Source organism: Serratia sp. S4 (assembly GCF_000347995.1).
Taxonomy (GTDB): domain Bacteria; phylum Pseudomonadota; class Gammaproteobacteria; order Enterobacterales; family Enterobacteriaceae; genus Serratia; species Serratia quinivorans.
On record NZ_KB661120.1, the window covers coordinates 4236859 to 4254008 of the forward strand.

Annotated in this window: 17 protein-coding genes; 6 read left to right on the forward strand and 11 right to left on the reverse strand. The window is 56.6% G+C overall.

From position 1 onward, the window contains the following. Positions 1 to 31: 31 nt before the first annotated feature. Genes agaF through agaR form a run of 6 tightly spaced genes read right to left on the reverse strand, consistent with a single transcriptional unit; the run spans position 32 to position 4712 of the window. Complete coding sequence (gene agaF / locus SERS4_RS0120440) at positions 32 to 466, reverse strand: PTS galactosamine/N-acetylgalactosamine transporter subunit IIA (protein WP_017893831.1); 435 nt, start codon at positions 464 to 466, stop codon at positions 32 to 34. A gap of 10 nt (positions 467 to 476) precedes the next feature. Further along, positions 477 to 1370, reverse strand: a complete 894-nt coding sequence (locus SERS4_RS0120445) for a PTS system mannose/fructose/sorbose family transporter subunit IID (protein WP_017893832.1) — start codon at positions 1368 to 1370, stop codon at positions 477 to 479. Beyond that, positions 1360 to 2139, reverse strand: a complete 780-nt coding sequence (gene agaW, locus SERS4_RS0120450; protein WP_012146549.1) for a PTS N-acetylgalactosamine transporter subunit IIC — start codon at positions 2137 to 2139, stop codon at positions 1360 to 1362. Before agaW ends, SERS4_RS0120445 begins: the two co-directional genes overlap by 11 nt. Positions 2140 to 2153: 14 nt before the next feature. Then, positions 2154 to 2630, reverse strand: coding sequence for a PTS N-acetylgalactosamine transporter subunit IIB (gene agaV / locus SERS4_RS0120455; RefSeq protein ID WP_017893833.1), 477 nt, complete (start codon positions 2628 to 2630; stop codon positions 2154 to 2156). Between the two features lies 1 nt (position 2631). Next, positions 2632 to 3915 carry a D-tagatose-bisphosphate aldolase, class II, non-catalytic subunit gene (locus SERS4_RS0120460; RefSeq protein ID WP_017893834.1) on the reverse strand — a complete coding sequence of 428 codons (1284 nt, stop codon included), beginning with the start codon at positions 3913 to 3915 and terminating at the stop codon, positions 2632 to 2634. 23 nt (positions 3916 to 3938) lie between these two features. Beyond that, on the reverse strand, positions 3939 to 4712 hold the full coding sequence (gene agaR / locus SERS4_RS0120465) for a transcriptional repressor AgaR (protein ID WP_012146552.1): 774 nt from the start codon (positions 4710 to 4712) through the stop codon (positions 3939 to 3941). A 513-nt stretch (positions 4713 to 5225) separates the two neighbouring features. Between agaR and SERS4_RS0120470 the strand changes: the two genes are divergently transcribed. Beyond that, the gene (locus SERS4_RS0120470; protein ID WP_026142512.1) at positions 5226 to 6446 is read left to right on the forward strand and encodes an MFS transporter; all 1221 of its coding nucleotides are present in this window, start codon (positions 5226 to 5228) and stop codon (positions 6444 to 6446) included. Here the strand turns inward: SERS4_RS0120470 and SERS4_RS27190 are convergent. From SERS4_RS27190 to SERS4_RS0120485, 3 genes are all read right to left on the reverse strand, one after another. Beyond that, positions 6436 to 6609 (reverse strand): hypothetical protein, encoded by a 174-nt coding sequence (locus SERS4_RS27190; RefSeq protein WP_017893836.1) that lies wholly within the window; start codon positions 6607 to 6609, stop codon positions 6436 to 6438. The two genes, SERS4_RS0120470 and SERS4_RS27190, sit on opposite strands and share 11 nt — an antisense overlap. Before the next feature lie 11 nt (positions 6610 to 6620). Next, positions 6621 to 6734, reverse strand: a complete 114-nt coding sequence (locus tag SERS4_RS26570) for a YmiA family putative membrane protein (RefSeq protein ID WP_017893837.1) — start codon at positions 6732 to 6734, stop codon at positions 6621 to 6623. 402 nt (positions 6735 to 7136) lie between these two features. Then, positions 7137 to 8789 (reverse strand): multidrug ABC transporter permease/ATP-binding protein, encoded by a 1653-nt coding sequence (locus tag SERS4_RS0120485; RefSeq protein ID WP_017893838.1) that lies wholly within the window; start codon positions 8787 to 8789, stop codon positions 7137 to 7139. Positions 8790 to 8941: 152 nt separating this feature from the next. Between SERS4_RS0120485 and SERS4_RS0120490 the strand changes: the two genes are divergently transcribed. From SERS4_RS0120490 to lldD, 3 genes are all read left to right on the forward strand, one after another. Further along, positions 8942 to 9862 carry a LysR family transcriptional regulator gene (locus SERS4_RS0120490; RefSeq protein ID WP_017893839.1) on the forward strand — a complete coding sequence of 307 codons (921 nt, stop codon included), beginning with the start codon at positions 8942 to 8944 and terminating at the stop codon, positions 9860 to 9862. A gap of 334 nt (positions 9863 to 10196) precedes the next feature. Next, on the forward strand, positions 10197 to 11777 hold the full coding sequence (locus tag SERS4_RS0120495) for an L-lactate permease (RefSeq protein WP_017893840.1): 1581 nt from the start codon (positions 10197 to 10199) through the stop codon (positions 11775 to 11777). Positions 11778 to 11811: 34 nt separating this feature from the next. Next, the gene (gene lldD, locus SERS4_RS0120500; protein ID WP_017893841.1) at positions 11812 to 12954 is read left to right on the forward strand and encodes an FMN-dependent L-lactate dehydrogenase LldD; all 1143 of its coding nucleotides are present in this window, start codon (positions 11812 to 11814) and stop codon (positions 12952 to 12954) included. Positions 12955 to 13018: 64 nt separating this feature from the next. On the opposite strand, the gene SERS4_RS0120505 is transcribed toward lldD, so the two are convergent. Beyond that, on the reverse strand, positions 13019 to 13969 hold the full coding sequence (locus tag SERS4_RS0120505; RefSeq protein WP_017893842.1) for a LysR family transcriptional regulator: 951 nt from the start codon (positions 13967 to 13969) through the stop codon (positions 13019 to 13021). Between the two features lie 140 nt (positions 13970 to 14109). Here SERS4_RS0120505 and SERS4_RS0120510 point away from each other — a divergent pair, with 140 nt between their 5' ends. Further along, entirely contained in the window at positions 14110 to 14499 is a 390-nt protein-coding gene (locus SERS4_RS0120510; protein WP_012146560.1) for a tautomerase family protein, read from the forward strand. A gap of 43 nt (positions 14500 to 14542) precedes the next feature. On the opposite strand, the gene SERS4_RS0120515 is transcribed toward SERS4_RS0120510, so the two are convergent. Next, positions 14543 to 16309, reverse strand: a complete 1767-nt coding sequence (locus SERS4_RS0120515; protein WP_026142513.1) for an ABC transporter ATP-binding protein/permease — start codon at positions 16307 to 16309, stop codon at positions 14543 to 14545. A gap of 212 nt (positions 16310 to 16521) precedes the next feature. Between SERS4_RS0120515 and SERS4_RS0120520 the strand changes: the two genes are divergently transcribed. After that, on the forward strand, positions 16522 to 17091 hold the full coding sequence (locus tag SERS4_RS0120520; protein WP_017893844.1) for an HdeD family acid-resistance protein: 570 nt from the start codon (positions 16522 to 16524) through the stop codon (positions 17089 to 17091). Positions 17092 to 17150: the final 59 nt, after the last annotated feature.

The window sequence follows — 17150 nt, forward strand, 5'->3', positions numbered from 1 at the left end:
TGGTGCTCATCGCAGCGTCACCCGGCTTGCCTCAAATGCCGTCGGTCTGTACGTCTTCACATTTTACCCGGCGTCTTTCGTGCCACAGGCTGGTCAACCCACGCTTGCCGCACTCCAATGCCACTTCGCGGAATTCGTCCAGGCTCAGCCCGTCCCTTTCCAGCATCATTTCCGCCGCCAACTGCATATTCACCCCGGTCAGTACCTCACAATCCCCGTGCGTATCCGCCAGTTCGCTGGCACAGCGAAACGGCGAACCGCCGAGCATATCGGTGAGAAACACCACGCCGTCCGGCTGTGCCACTTCGGCCAACGCCGAGATCAACGCCGCTTTTAACTCGCCAGTACTCATCTGCTCGGGAAAATTGACCGCAACGCAGTACGGCTGCGGCCCCACCACCTGTTCAACCGCCTGCAACAGGCCACTGGCGAAACCGCCGTGACCGGTAATCACAATGCCTGGCATAAATCGCTCCTCACAATAAACCGATAAACTTGCCCACCACGCCAATCACCACCGTCACGCCGATCAGTTTTACCGGTGAGAAGCCGCGCTTCATCAGGAAGAAAATCAGCAGCGTAAAGCACAGCGGCAGCAGGTTGGGCATCAGCTTGTCCAGCACATCAGTCTGTAGCGCCACGCTGGCTTTGCCGGCATGCATCACCAGCGGGGTTGAAAGATGAACATACGAAGCCACCAGCGCACCGATCACCGTCATGCCGACAATCGAGGCGGCGTGGGATATTCGCCGGGTATGGGTTTTCAGTAGCGCCAGCGCGCTGGTACCGGCCTGATAACCATAATGAGCCAGCCCGAAGCGCAGCCCGAAGTGAAAGACGTTAAACAACAGCAGGAAGACGATCGGCCCAAACAGACTGCCCTCCAGCGCCAGCGAGGCACCAATCCCGGCGCAGATCGGCAGCAGCGTCAGCCAGAACAGCGCATCACCAATACCGCCCAGCGGCCCCATCAGCGCCACTTTTACCGCACGGATGGTGGAGATCTTCTCTTTGTTTTGCTCCATCGCCAGCACCAACCCGGAAAGGAAGGTGACGTCAAACGGATGCACATTGATAAACTCCATGTGCATTTTCATCGAGTTGGACAGATCCTGCGGATTGCGGTGGATCTTGCGCAATGCCGGGATCAACTGATACAGCCAGCCACCGGCCTGCATACGCTCATAGTTGAACGACGCCTGCAACAGCAACGAGCGCCAGGCCATCCGGTTGATATCGCCGCGGGTCAACGCCTCGGCAGGCTGGCTATCGACGTAGTCGTCCTGCTCCACCTGACTGGTGGCCAGCGCCTGCGCCATACGTTTTTCCGCTTTTTGCGCCAGCAGATCGTCGGTATCGTTAAATGCCATCTTCAGCATCCTCCTGGGGTACAGGTTGTTTGAGCGGGTCGGCAGCGGCCCGTTGACTGTTAAAGAAGTCGATCAGGGCGATCGCCAGCGCGCCCAGCGCCACGGCCAGGATCGGCAATTTAAGGAAGGTGACGGAAATAAAACCGAGGATGAAATAGGCCACATAGGTTTTTTTCATCATCACTTTCATCAGTAGTGAGAAACCAATCGCCGGCATCATGCCACCGGCCACCGCCAAGCCGTCCAACAGCCAGACCGGGGCCTTTTGCACCATGGCGCTGGCCGCGTCGGCACCGAAATAAATCGGCAGAAACGCCACCACAAAATAGAACGCGAACAGGATGGTGATACCGAGATAGTTCACCCGTTCAATACCGCGCCAGTTCAGTTCTTTCACCATGCGATCGCAGCGATGCATCATCGGTGAAAACAGGGTGAACAGCAGCGTGATACAGCCCTGCACCGCAATCGAAAACGGCACCGCAACGCCAATCGCCACCTTGGGATCGGCTTTGGTCAGAATGGCGAACGCCGTGCCAATCACCCCGCCGATCACCACGTTCGGCGGCTGAGCCCCCGCCAGCGGCACCATGCCCATCCACACCAGTTCCAGCGTGCCACCGACCAGCAAGCCGGTGTAGACATCCCCGAGGATCAGGCCGACCAGCGGCCCCAGAACCACAGGACGGTGGAAGTGGGTCAGGCCGTCGAACAGATCGACCCCCGCCAGCCCGGCCAGCAGTGCAATCAATAACGCATCAGTCAACATGATTTCCCCCAAACTCAAAACAGCAATTTGTCGACAGGCTCACCCGCTTCATCCGGCACCCGACGCACCTCACACTCGACGCCCAGCGCCGCCAGTTCGCGAAAGGCGGCCACGTCACCCTCATCCAGCGAGACCGTTTTATGCACCTGCCGCTTGCCCTCGGCGAAATGCATGTTGCCGACGTTCACGAAGCGGATCGGCACCCCGCCCTGCACCAGCCGCAATACATCCTGCGGCGTTTTGCACACTAAAAAGATCTTCTGGCGATCCGCTGCCTTGTGGATCACGTCGATGGTTTTCTGCAGCGTGAAGTAACGCGTCTGCACCCCCTCCGCCACCACCATGTCCATCAGGTTCTGCTGCACCGGATCGGCCGCCGCTTCATCGTTGGCCACCACCACCAGATTGGCCCCCAGGGTGTTGGTCCAGGTAACGCCGACCTGGCCATGTACCAGTCGGTTATCAATGCGGGTCATCAGGATATTCGGCATTTCAGTGCACCTCCGGGTAGCAGGCAGCGTGATAATCATCGAGCACCTGCGTCACCTTGTGCATCACCCAGTCCTGCGGATCCTCGCTCAGTTCGCCGGCATTCATCGCGCGGGCCTGCTCAGGCAGATACTGGCTTAACAACGCCAGCGGTACCGGATTGCGGCGCAGGTTGTCAATTAGCCCCTCTACCGCCTGCTGAACCTGCGGCTGCGGCCAGTAGTAACGCACCCGGTCGCTCAGGCTGTAGTGGCGATCCAGATACTGTTGATGCGGGTTGCCGTGGTAATAGCGACTCCACTGCTGTGGCTGCTCGCGCATCACCTGTTCCAGCGTGGCGCACAGCTGCGCCGACTGATGCTCGCCCAGCCATTCACGTTCAATATGATCCAGGGCGAACAGCGCCTCACGCAGGGCAAAGGTCAGCGCCGGGCCGACTTTCAGGATGGCGAAATGGTCGCCCACCAGTTGCCGATAGGCCTGCGGGGGTTGGTAGTCCGTTGAATGCGCCTCGTAGACCATGCCCGGCTGACGTTCGATAAAACGACTCAGTTCATGAGCCCGCTGTGGCTGGTAGTGTTCTACGCTGTGATGATCAAACTCCACGCCCGGCTGTACCACCAGCGCAATGGTTCGCCTCCAGGCATCGACCAGCTCTGCCCGTTGCCAGGCCAGGCGATGTACCTCAAGCGTTTGCTGGACCGCCTGTGGCGTGGTGACCTGCATGCCTTCCAGCGCCTCCTGCGCGCCGCCCGGCACCGGCACTTCGGTACCTATGACATACACCGGTGGCTCGCCGCCACTTTGCTGCCAGGCGCGTTCCGCGACGCTACATAACCGGGCCGCACGAACGGCCACGGTTTCATCATTGAGCGGGAAAGGATCGCCAACGCAGGACATGGAGCAATCGAGGTGAATTTTGCGAAAACCCGCGCGCACATAATCGTCGATCAGCGTTTCCGCCAGTTGCATCGCCTCTTCCGCCGGTCGATCCTGCCAGGCATTGGGGCCGAGATGATCGCCTCCCAGCCACAGACGATCCCGCGCCAACCCCACTTCATCCGCCAGTTGCCACAACGCATCGCGGAACTGCTGCGCCGTCTGGCCGGTGTAACCACCAAACTGATTGACCTGATTCGAGGTGGCCTCAACCAGCACCGGCGTGCCACGCGCTTTGGCCTGTCGCAGGGCCGCTTTCAGCACCCAGGGGTGAGCGGAACAAACGGAAAATACCCCAACCGGTTTTCCGGCCTTGTGCTGCTCAACAAGCTGTAACAACTGCTGCATGAAACCCCCACGCAGGCGCCGTACTACCGGTCAGCAATGACAACCTCCACGCCCAACTCGGTTAACGCCCGCTCGTAATCGTCCGGAAGAAGGCTGTCGGTAATCAGCCGATGAATTTGTCCGGCTTCGCGAATCATGCAAAAGCTCTTGCGACCAAACTTGCTGGCATCCGCCACGGCGATGATCTCGCGCGCCACCTCGCACATCACGCGATTGAGGTGGGCCTCACCGGGGTGAGGCGTGGTGATGCCGGCAACCAGATCGAAACCGTCGACACCCAAAAACAGTTTGTCGAAGCGGTACTGGCGCAATTGCTGCTCGGCAGCCGGACCGTAGAGCGAGTAGGAGTTACGGCGCACGCTGCCGCCCAGCACCATCACCTCCACCCCATCGTTACCTGAAAGCTCATAGGCAATGTTCAGCGCATTGGTCATCACCACCAGATCGCGTCGCCCTTTGAGGAACGGCACTATCTGAGTGGTGGTGGAACCGGAATCGAGTATCAGCGCATCGCCATCACGCACATAGCTGGCCGCTACGCTTGCGATCTGCGACTTCACGTCGCGGTTTAACCGCCCTTTGTCATGCAACGGGCGATCGAAGGCGAATTGCTGATTGAGCATCGCGCCGCCATAAGCCCGCAGCGCACACCCTTTTCGTTCCAGAAAGCGCAGATCGTTGCGGATCGTCACCGTGGATACTGCAAATTGTTTGCTGAGCTGCTCCACGCGCACGCTGCCGTGCTCGCATAACAAGTCGATAATGTGTTCACGTCGCTTTGCGGTATTCACTGGCATGAGCTGCGGTCCTCAGGTTTCCGGCCGGGCCGGGGAGAAGATGGCTTTCGCTCTACTGCGCTGGCATTACAACAAAGCGAAAGCAATGAAATTGTGATCGGGGTTACAGCGCTGTTTTAGCAGAAAAAGAGGCTAAAAACCTTTCGGATCGAAATGAAATGAAAATATTAAGCGGCAGTGAAAGGCAAAGTGAAATCTCTGCGTGGGCGCGGCTGCCGGGGTGAGGAGTCTAATGCGCGGCAGAAAACGAAAGAGGGGGTGCAGCTGCCCGGCTGGCTGACTTTTATTTCATCAGGTGATCGGGATCACATAACAGCAATTATCCCCTCCCGGCATTGCGTCGCAGACGCCGGAACGGCGCATACATCGCAAAACCTGCCCCTTGTCAGGTCAGGGGTTCTTCCCTACACTTGCGCGCAGACATTGGCCGCTGCCGATGCGTAAGCGTTAACGTCAATCAACGCATCATGCCATGCAGTATTGATTGACTGCCTGCCCTGGTGCGAGGAACTGATGCCCCAATCTGTCTTACCCCCAACGTCTGCTCCCCTAAAACGCAGCCGTTTACGCCACCCATTATTACTGGTCACCGGCATTATGCTGGTCGCGGCCAACCTGCGCGCCGCGCTCACCAGCGTCGGACCGTTACTGGAACAGATCCAGCAGCAGTTGTTGCTGTCCGCCACCGCGGCCGGCCTGCTTAATTCGTTGCCGTTAATCCTGTTTGCCGTGCTGTCACCAGTGACTCCTGGCCTGGCCAAACGCCTGGGGATTGAACGCACTCTGGGTATGGCACTGTTGTTGCTGGTTTTCGGCATCGCACTGCGTTCCCTGCCGCAGCCCGGCATGTTATGGCTGGGCACTATCCTGATCGGCGCGGCTATCGCATTTGCCAACGTGGTCCTGCCGACGTTGGTGAAACGCGACTTTCCAGGCCGTGCCGCCGCCATGATTGCCGGTTACGCGGCGGTGATGTCACTGGTGGCCGCAACCGCTTCGGGTCTGGCGGTGCCGCTGGCGGGGTTGAATGGTCTCGGTTGGCGCTTTTCCCTGCTGTGCTGGAGCCTGCCTGCGTTATTGGCGCTGATAGTCTGGCTGCCGCAGCTGCGCCGTCCAGCAACTTCGGTGACTGCCGATGCCCCGGCGGTTCAGCCGGCGTCACCCCGCTCCCCCTGGGGCAGTGCGCTCGGATGGCAGGTGGCGCTGTTTATGGGCCTGCAGTCCATCACCTTCTATACCATTATCGGCTGGTTTAGCGCCTTCGCCGCCAGCCATGGCACCTCGCCGCAGCAGGCGGGGTTTGAGCTGTTTATCTATCAGGTGGTGGCCATCGCCGCCAACTTTGTGATGGTGTTTATTCTGCCGCGCGCACGCGATCAGCGGGCTATTGCGCTGTGCAGTTCACTGCTGATTTTTATCGGCGTCGCCGGGCTGCTACTGCTGCCAACCTATTCTCTGATTTGGTTGATTTTTGCCGGTCTGGGGGCGGGAAGTTCTTTGGTACTGGCGCTGTCGTTCTTTGGCCTGCGCAGCAGCCATCATCACCAGGCCACGCAACTGTCAGGCATGGCGCAATCGGTAGGCTATTTACTGGCCGCGCTGGGGCCGACGCTGTTCGGTCTGTTACATGACCTGACTCAGGGCTGGCAGTTGCCGCTGAGCATTCTGCTGGGCCTGACGCTGCTGCAGATGCTGTTCGGCATATTGGCCGGGCGCAATAGGGTTATTCGTTAACGCCGGGCCGGGTGGCCGGTTTCGGTACGGGTTCCGTGGCATCGTCCTGCCAGAGATCGTTGATAAAATCCCGTTGTTGTTGGGTCAACTGCCATAAAGGGGGGATCTTGACCGGGCTGTCATCCCGGGCGCCCCCTTTCTTCTTTACGCGCTTTTTGTCCATCGATTTGTTTCCTAAATAAGCAGCCAATAAATCACGGCGGCAACGGCCAGCCAAAACACCCCGCAGCCGATAAATACGCACAGCCAAGCTTTACGTTTGATATCCGCGTCATCCTTGCTTATCACAGCCGCCTCATCTAATAGATTAAACTAATCAAAATGCAATTATTGATCTATTTAAACGATCAATAAAGAAGTTTGTTCCTATAGAAATTTAAAAAATATCTGCTAGTCATGTACCTAAAGTCAGGTATGCAGCAGAAAGACAACAGGATTAGTCAGGTCATTGGCGCCAGATTTGGGGTAGATTAATCGACAAGCCGCAGTGTGGCACAAGCAGGTAGATCAAAATTAAACCACTATTCAATAAATCAAAACACAATTAATCAGCATAACTTAAGTTAAATTGGCGACAATTTAGGCCGGAGAGTGACTCTGAAACGCGGGGATATGCTGATTTTAGCGGATAGCGCCATGCGAGAAGAATGGATAACCCAGCCCAATAGTGCAGGCCGGGTGATATTAATTTCAGTCAATCTGCGAAACCGAGTCCTTGCTGGCACGTTCACGTTCGCTGCCGGTCAACTCGCTGAGGCGCCCGTCACGCATTTGCAGTAGCCGATCGGCATGTTCGAAGTAATGATCGTCATGGCTGATGGCAAACACCGTTTTACCCAAAGCGCGTAACTGCGGTAGCAGTTCACGATAGAATATTCGACGAAATTGCGGATCCTGATCCGCCGCCCATTCGTCCAATAGCAAAATATCCCGCTTCTCCGCCACTGCCAGCAGCAGCGCCAGTCGCTTGCGCTGCCCCTGCGACAACTGTGGATTAGTTACCCGCAGGCCGTCGAATTGCAATTTGCTTTTCATGTTCAAACGGTTAAGCCAGCTTTCCACCAGTTCGGCATCCGGCTGTTCGCCTTCAGGCCCCTGCAAATGGTGGAACGGATGAAAGTCGGTGAAAATGGCGGAGAACAAACGACGATAGTCAGACATATCGTTCGGAGTCTGTGGCACGCCATCCAGCAAGATTTGTCCACTGACCGGCTGATATAACCCGGTCAGCAACATCGCCAGCGTCGACTTCCCACTGCCGTTACCGCCTATCAGGAAGACCAGTTCACCACGTTGCAACCTCAGGTCGATCGGCCCAACGGCGAACCCCGTTTTTTGCTCCGTCGCGCCATAGTGGAACATCACATCGCGCAGCTCCAGGGTTTGCCAGGCTTTGGCCGCTACCGCAGGAAACTCGGGTTGATAATCGGCAAGTCGCAGCGCTTTGACCTTGCCGAAGGCAACTTCGGCACCGATCAGCGTCGGGAATGCCCCCACCGCCTGCAGTAACGGGGTACGCAGGAACAACAACGTCAGCGAGTAGGTGGCCGCGACGGTGGTATCGGCCCAGCCCAGGCTGTTGGCCATGTAAAACACCAAACCAATCGCCCCCAACATCATGATATTCGACCAGTTCACCGCACTGAGATGGTAGGTATCGGCGCGGATAATGTGCTGTCGATAATCTTCGGCATCCGGCTGGTAGGCCTGCTGGTACAGCGCTTTTGCACGATCGCGGTTCAATGCCAGCTCTTTGCGGCCGTCAATCGCAGACTGATAGTGTTCATAGAGGCGCTCTTCGGCCTCTCGCACGCTGGTCAAATGACGATACACCCGCGAGACCAGACAGCCGCTGCCAAATACCGTCACCGCGACCCAAACGGCGGTGACCGCCAGCATCTGCGGAGATAGCCAGCCCAGATAGGCTGCCGACCCCAGCGTCAGTATCACCCCTTGCACCAGCTCCGGCAGGCGAACAAAGGCAATGGTGATATTTCGTATATCACTGGCCAGGCTCGCCAACAGTGAGGCGCTGCCCAATTGCTCTATCCGCTCGATATCGGTATCCAGGATCTGTTTCACCAGTTGGCCGCGCAGTCGGAACACAAAATGGTGGCCGAGCGTGGTCAGCGCCAGCTGCGAGCCCAGCGTGACCGCCATCAGCAACGCCAGCAGCCCGAGGAACTCAGGCAATACGGCCAGCGGGTTACCCGCCACCGTCATCAGCCGCAAATTTATAAAGGCGATGATGCCTATACCCAGCGCCGCACTGGCCATGGTCAACGCCATTACCGCCAGAAACGGCCAGCGATACTGGCGGTAAACCACCCGTAGCAACTCCATGAAGAACCCTTAGCCTGAAATCTTGAGATGGCAGGCATTGTAAGCGGCCAAAAAGTGATATCAATAACAATTCTCATATTGTCGCCAACGATTGATTCCTGAACCTGAGGATTTACACTGGCCGTTACTCCGGGACGAGGAAACACCCACCGATGCTGCCCACACATGAATACGCCAACGACCTGATCCTGTTCGCCCTGATTGTTGACTGCGGTTCTTTCAGCAAAGCCGCTGAAACCGCCGGCATCACCAGCTCGGTGGTCAGCAAGCGCATTGGTCGCCTGGAGAAATCTCTCGGCGCACGCCTGCTGTACCGCACCACCCGCAGCCTGACGCTAACCGAAAACGGCCAAAGCCTGTACCGTCAGGCCAAAGAAATCAGCGCAAAAACTCAGGAAGCCCTGAACGTCATCAGTGAACACAGCGATGAACTGACCGGCATCATCCGCATGTCGGTGCCAACCATTTCAGGGGAATTGTTGTTAAGTGAAAGCGTGGCGGAATTTTGTGCCCTTCACCCGAACCTGAAGGTGGAAATGCGGCTGGAAAATCGCTTCGCTGATTTGGTCAACGAAGGGATAGATCTGGCTATCCGCACCGGCACCCTGCCGGATTCCAGCCTGATCGCCCGTCCGATCCTGAACTCCCGCTGGGTGATCGTTTGCTCGCCCAGCTATCTGCAACAATATTCTGAGCCGCAGTCAGCAGGCGACCTGCTCGAGCATAACTGTCTGACCTATACCTATCAGGAAAGCGGCACCGACAACTGGCTGATGAAGCAGCCGGGCAGCAACAAGATTTATGAACTGCAGGTTAGTGGCAACCTGTCCGCCAATAACGCCCGGGCGATCCGCAAGGCGGTGATCGCCGGTTATGGCATTGCCATGGTGCCACGCTGCATGGTGTACGAGGATTTACAGGAAGGGACCATGGTGGAGGTTTTGAGCGGCCACTGTGGCAAGGTATTAGGTATTTACGCGGTTTACCCTTATACCCGCAATTTACCGTTAAAAACCCGGCTGCTGATCGAACATATCATTGCGTCCTATCAGAATATCAGCCACTATTTTTGAAGTGAGTCACATAATTATTTTTCGTTGGCTCGTGAGCGAGCCGCGGGATTACTCCATTTTTGAATATAATCTATTGGTAATTATTGTGTAATCAATGTGACCCAGCACATTCATCACACAACAAAAAATTATATCCAATTGATTTTAAATCAAATAAAAACAAACCCAATAATCGGAAATCATCCCGCAGAGTCACTATACCGCCCCACATCCCCATCCTGGAAAATTGCAGAATAGAACATCAGCCAGCGTTGTGATTAGAATGAAAATGTTGCGGTAATTAACCTTCCGGCTACATACCTCTACAAATAACAATAATAACGCTGAGGCTCTTATGTCCCTGTTTTTCAGTATTGCGCCGATCGTCCTGCTGATTTGGATGATGACCAAAAAGAACGGTGTGCCCTCTTATATCGCGCTGCCCTTAACGGCCGCTGCCGTGTATGGCGTGCAAATGTTTTGGTTCGACAGTCTGCCCCTGCTGCTGCACGCCAATATCATTACCGCACTGGTGTCGGTTTTCACCCCGATAACCATTATTGCCGGCGCGATTTTGCTGAATAAGCTGATGCAAATCAGCGGTGCGGAAAACGTGGTTCGTCGTTGGCTGGAAAATATCAGCCCCAATCCGGTTGCTCAGTTGATGATTATCGGTTGGGCATTCGCCTTTATGATTGAAGGCGCCAGCGGATTCGGCACGCCAGCCGCCATTGCCGCCCCCATTCTGGTCGGGCTAGGTTTTAACCCCCTGCGCGTTGCGCTGCTGACGCTGGTCATGAACTCGGTTCCCGTCTCATTCGGTGCCGTCGGCACGCCCACCTGGTTCGGCTTTGCCAATTTGGGGTTATCCGATGCCAGCCTGCTGGAAATTGGCCGTCAGACCGCGTTGATCCACTTTGTCGCCGGATTTGTTATCCCATTGCTGGCGCTGCGTTTTATCGTTTCCTGGCGTGAAATTCGCTATAACCTGCCGTTTATTTTACTTAGCGTCTTGAGTTGCACGGTGCCTTACCTGCTGCTGGCACAGGTTAACTATGAATTCCCGGCTCTGGTGGGCGGCGCCATTGGCCTGATGCTGTCGGTGCTGTTGGCGCGTGCCGGCATCGGCCTGACCCGCTGCGAAGGCAAAACATCTCCCCAGGCCGTGCCATTCGTTCAGGTCATCAAGGCAATGACCCCGACCCTGCTGCTGATTGCTATTCTGATAGTGACCCGTATCCACCAGTTGGGCATCAAAGCGCTGCTCAACAGCAGCGCACTGCTGTGGCAAGGGAGCCTCGGCAACGTGGGTGAGCTACGCGTCAGCAATGCCCTGATCATTGAATTGCAGCAGGTGTTCGGCACTTCTGCCGCCGCCAGCTACAAAACGCTGTATGTACCCGCACTGATCCCTTTCTTGCTGGTGGTCGTGCTGTGTATTCCCCTGTTTCGGCTGAACTGCAGGCAGGTAAAACAGATGTTCGCAGAAACCGGTGGGCGCGTGGCTAAACCCTTTATCGCCCTGTTTGGTGCGCTGGTGATGGTCAACCTGATGATGCTGGGCGGCGACAATGCGCCGGTGATCCTCATCGGCAAGGCGTTGGCGGCATTGACGGGGGAAAGCTGGCTGCTGTTCTCTTCTTTCCTTGGGGCGCTGGGTTCGTTTTTCTCCGGTTCCAATACCGTTTCCAACCTGACGTTCGGCGGCATCCAGCAGTCTATCGCCCTGAGCAGCGGGCTAAACGTCAACCTGACGCTGGCACTGCAATCCGTCGGGGGAGCGATGGGCAACATGATATGCCTGAACAATATTATCGCCGTTTGCTCAATCCTCGGGATCGGCAATGCCGAAGGCAAAATTATCAAAAAGACCGTATTGCCCATGTTGGTGTACGGGGGGATCGCCGCTGTGATGGCGCAGGCAATGATCCTCTGAGCGTAAAAGCCCATTATCGAAATAAGGTATAAATATGATCATCTCCGCTTCAACCGATTACCGGGCCGCAGCACAGGCTAAGCTCCCGCCTTTTCTGTTTCACTATATTGACGGCGGGGCCTACGCGGAACACACGCTACGACGCAACATGGAAGACCTGGCGGGCATCGCGCTACGCCAGCGCATACTGCGCAATATGTCCGACCTCAGCCTGGAAACCAGCCTGTTCGGTGAAAAACTGGCGATGCCGGTGATCCTCGGCCCGGTCGGGTTAACCGGTATGTACGCCCGACGCGGTGAAGTCCAGGCAGCCAAAGCCGCCGCGCAGAAAGGCATTCCTTTTACCCTGTCGACGGTCTCGGTTTGCCCGATTGAAGAAGTGGCACCGGCAATCGATCGGCCGATGTGGTTCCAGCTGTACGTATTGAAAGACCGGGGCTTTATGCGCAATGCGCTGGAGCGCGCCAAAGCGGCCGGGGTGAAAACCCTGGTATTCACCGTCGATATGCCGGTGCCCGGTGCGCGTTACCGCGACGCCCACTCCGGCATGAGTGGCCCCAATGCCGCCGTGCGCCGCATGTTGCAGGCGGTGACCCATCCGCAGTGGGCCTGGGACGTCGGGCTGTGCGGCAAGCCGCACGATCTGGGCAACGTCTCGGCCTATCGCGGCAAACCCACCAGCCTGGAAGACTATATCGGCTGGCTGGGTACCAACTTCGATCCCTCGATTTCCTGGAAGGATTTGGACTGGATCCGCGAGTTCTGGCAAGGCCCGATGATCATCAAAGGCATTTTGGATCCCGAAGACGCCAAAGATGCGGTGCGTTTCGGGGCCGACGGTATTGTGGTATCCAACCACGGCGGCCGCCAGCTGGACGGCGTGTTGTCCACTGCCCATGCGCTGCCGGCAATTGCAGAGGCGGTGAAGGGCGATATCACCCTGCTGGCCGACTCTGGCATTCGCAGCGGGCTGGACGTGGTGCGCATGATTGCTCTGGGCGCCGACGGCGTGCTGCTGGGGCGCGCCTTTGCCTATGCGCTGGCCGCCGCCGGGCAGTCCGGAGTCGCCAACCTGCTCGAGCTGATCGATAAAGAAATGCGCGTTGCCATGACGCTGATCGGCGCGAAAACCATCGCGGACATCAGCGCCGACTCGCTGGTCCAGGGGCTGCGTTAATCGTATCGTTCTTACAATTAGCGTTACCATTGCGCCAGCCTTGGTGGGTGGTAACGCTGGCAATTCAGCACCCGGCAGACGAAAACCCCTCGGCAAAGGCACTGCGCAGATAACGGCTGAACTCCGCCACCGCTCGCGAGACCTGGGGCGAATAAGGGCGTACCACATAAAGGCTGTCAGCAAAGGCATCTATCGGCCGCCAGGCCGGTAATACCTCGATCAATCTGCCGTCTGCCAATGCCTGCTGCGCGCTAAAGTCTGGCAACAGGGCAATGCCCAAGCCTTCCGCTGCCGCATCACGTATCGACTCGCTGTTATTGGTGGCAAACGGGCCGCTGACCGGCACCCGAATCTTTTCTGTCTTGCCCTCTGCTGCCTGTTTGGCGACAAAGCTCCAGCTCGGGGATTCACTGCTGCGGGGATAATAAAGACACTGATGCCGTTGCAGATCGGCCGGTGAAACCGGCATGCCGTGCCGTTTCACGTAGTCTGCCGAGGCCACCGCCAAGGTTTCGGTCTGGCACAGTCGCCAGGCGACATGGGTATCGGGCAGGTTGTCACTGTGGCGGATCGCCAAATCGAACCCTTCGCTGGTTAACGACACCAGCCGGTCGGACACCTCAAGCTGCAACCGCACCTCCGGATTAGCACGCAGAAAGCCGGTAATACGTGGCACCAGTTGCTGACGGGCAAATGCCACCGGGGCCGTCACCCGCACCGAACCACGCAGCGGCCCGGCCGAATCGCAAATGCCGGAGAAACTCTGCTTTATCTGCGCGAAAGGCTGGCGCAGTTCCTCCACCAGTCGCAGCCCGGCATCGGTCAGTCTGACGCTGCGCGTCGTGCGTTGCACCAGCGGCACCCCGGCCAAGGTTTCAATCTCTTTGATTTTTTGGCTCATCGCCGCTTTGCTGACATCCAGCCGCTCCGCCGCACGGGTAAAACTGCCCTGCTCGGCCAGCACGGTGAGCCAGTGCAAATGGGTCCACAGGGTTTCTATTTTTGGGTTTTTCATCGTCGACTGTTCATTTATATAAACAATGAGTTCAAGTATAGCGCTTCTTCCCACACCGCCGCTTGGCTAAGATGGGTTCTCAAAGGCGAAGATAACTCGCTGCCTCACATCGAGATTAACCCACTGACAGGATTATAAAAATGCCATTACTTATCTTTGAAGTCATTGAGGGCCGCAGCGAAGCCGAACTGAAAACCCTGCTCGATGCTGCCCACCGCGCGGTGCTCAGCGCCTTTGAAGTCCCGCCGCGTGACAGGTACCAGATTGTTCATGAAAACAAGGCTCACCACATGGTGATTGAAGACACCGGCCTTAACCTGACTCGCACCCGCGATTTGGTGGTGGTACGGGTGATTACCAGCCCGCGACCCGAGCAGCAGAAACAGCGGTTTTATGCCGATCTCAGCCGGGAGCTGAAGGAGAACTGTGGGATTGAAGGCAGTGACCTGATGGTGTCCATCACCACCAACAGTCAGGGCGACTGGAGTTTCGGCAACGGTGTAGCGCAGTACCTGACCGGCGATCTATAAACGACAATCCCCAGGCGCAGTAAAGCGCCCGGGGTCAACACCTTCAGGGCTGCTGTTCGTCGTTATATTGGTTTTGCCACATCGCAGCATAGCGACCATTGGCTGCCAGCAAGGCTTCATGCCGTCCGCGCTCAACGATTTCACCGGCCTCCAGCACGATAATTTCATCGGCATCCACCACCGTCGATAAACGGTGCGCAATCACCAGCGTGGTGTGGTCACGGCTCACTTCACGTAAGTGCGACTGGATTTCGCGTTCGGTCTGGGTATCCAGCGCGCTGGTGGCTTCGTCGAAAACCAGGATCGCCGGATTTTTCAGAATGGTACGAGCAATCGCCACCCGTTGCTTTTCACCGCCGGACAGCTTAAGCCCACGCTCCCCCACCCGGGTTTGATAGCCGTCGGGCAGGCTGACGATAAACTCATGTATATGCGCCAACCTGGCGGCCCGCTCGATCTCGTCCTGGCTCGAGCCGGTTTTACCGTAGCCAATGTTGTAGCCCAGCGTATCGTTAAACAATACGGTGTCCTGCGGCACGATGCCGATCGCCGCGCGCAGGCTGGCCTGTTTCAGGCTGCGGATATCCTGGCCGTCAATCGAGACCGAGCCACCGCTCACGTCATAGAAACGAAACAGCAACCGGGACAGCGTGGACTTGCCCGCCCCCGAGGCTCCGACCACCGCGACCGTGTTACCGGCCGGAATAGTGAAGCTGACGTTTTTCAGGATCGGCCGACGCGCATCATAGCCAAAGCTGACCGAGTCAAAACTCACCTCGCCAGCAGCCAGGTGCAGCGCCTTCGCATCCGGCCGATCGACGATTTCCTGCTCTTCCTGCAACAAATCGAACATGTTTTCCATATCGATCAGCGCCTGCCTGACTTCGGCATAAATAAAACCGAAGAAATTCAGTGGCTGATAGAGTTGCAGCAGATAGGCATTCACCAATACAAAATCACCAATCGTCATGCGCCCCTGCACAATGCCCTGCGCCGCCATCGCCATCATCACGATCAGGCCGATGGAAATAATGGCAGTTTGCCCGAGGTTCAGAGCGGTAAAACTGAACTGGTTCTTGATGGCGGCATATTCATACAGCCGGCGCGACATATTAAAACGCTCGGCCTCGAAGTCTTCGTTACCGAAGTATTTTACCGTCTCATAATTGAGCAGGCTGTCGATAGATTTGGTATTGGCATCGGCATTCGCCTGATTAAGCTCGCGCCGAAAGCGGCTACGCCAACTGACCGCCATCACGGTAAACAGGATATAGCAGCCGACCGTCAGCAAAATGGCCAGTGCAAACCAACCGTTTAACAGATGCCACATGATCACCGCGACCAGGGTGATCTCGAACAAAATGGGGAAAATGGAGAACAGCAGCCGCGAAAGCACCGTTGCCACCGCCTGAGTACCGCGTTCGATCGATAACGATAACCCGCCGGTTTGGCGCTCCAGGTGAAAGCGCAGGCTCAGCGCGTGCAACTGTCTGAAAACCCGCAGCCCCAGTAGTCGGGTGGCATTCTGGCTGACATGCACAAACATCACGTTGCGCAGCTCTTCAAATAACGCCCCACCGATGCGCGCCACGCCATAGGCCAAAATCAATCCTATGGGGATGGCCAGCATTTTGGCGGTTTCGCCACTCAGGGCGTCGATCATCGCTTTGTATGCCAGCGGCACCAGCGTGATACTGACCTTGGATATCACCATGAAAGCAAAGGCAATAACCAGGTAATAACGCAGTTTAGGGTTATCTTTAGGCCAAAGATAAGGCAGCAGAAATTTCAGTAAGCGGGAAGGAGCCATCATCGGATATCTATTATCTCGGTCAGCATAGCGGCATCGGTTTTATCTCTATTCTGGCACGTATGCCATGAAAAACCTTATGTAATCCACCTGCGAGGCTCTTTTTGGTACCGGAGGAAAAACACCGCAGCCATGCATCATCCTCAAGGCGGCGTGTTCCACTATACTCAGTGGTGAACAGTACAGGACATTCAAAACAAGGGAGTTACATCATGTTAAATATGAATCATCTTCATTCGTTGAACATCGACGAACAGAGCCTAAAGAAACAACGCACCCCGCTGTTAATCATCTCGCTACTGCTGTTACTGGGCGGCCTTTTCTGCCTGTTCAGCCCCTTCGCCTCCGGCGCGGCGATCAGTATGGTCGTGGGGATTTTCTTGTTGCTGAGTGGATTTGGTCTGATTTTCGCCATGGTTGCCAACCGGTTGCAAAATACCTGGCCGATGATCGGCGGTATTCTGCTCGGGGTGGCTTACCTGATTATCGGCTACGTTTTTATCACCAACCCGGCGGTGGGCATTTTCGCCATGGCAATTTATCTCGCCGCCTTGTTTGCGCTGGGTGGAATTGCTCGTCTGATTGCCGGTTACAAGCTGCGTGAAGTTAAAGGAAGCTGGTTGCAATTGGTGATTGGCGTTCTGGATTTGGCGATTGCCTGGCTGCTGCTGAGCGCCGATCCCGTGACGTCGGTGGTGTTGGTGACCACCATTGTCGGCATTGAAATGCTGTTCAGCTCTTTCAGCCTGTTCCAGGTTGCCCGACTACTGAAACGGACATGATCCCGCAGCGGAGCCACCCGGCTCCGCTTTTTGGTTGCCAAACCGCCTGATGACATCGG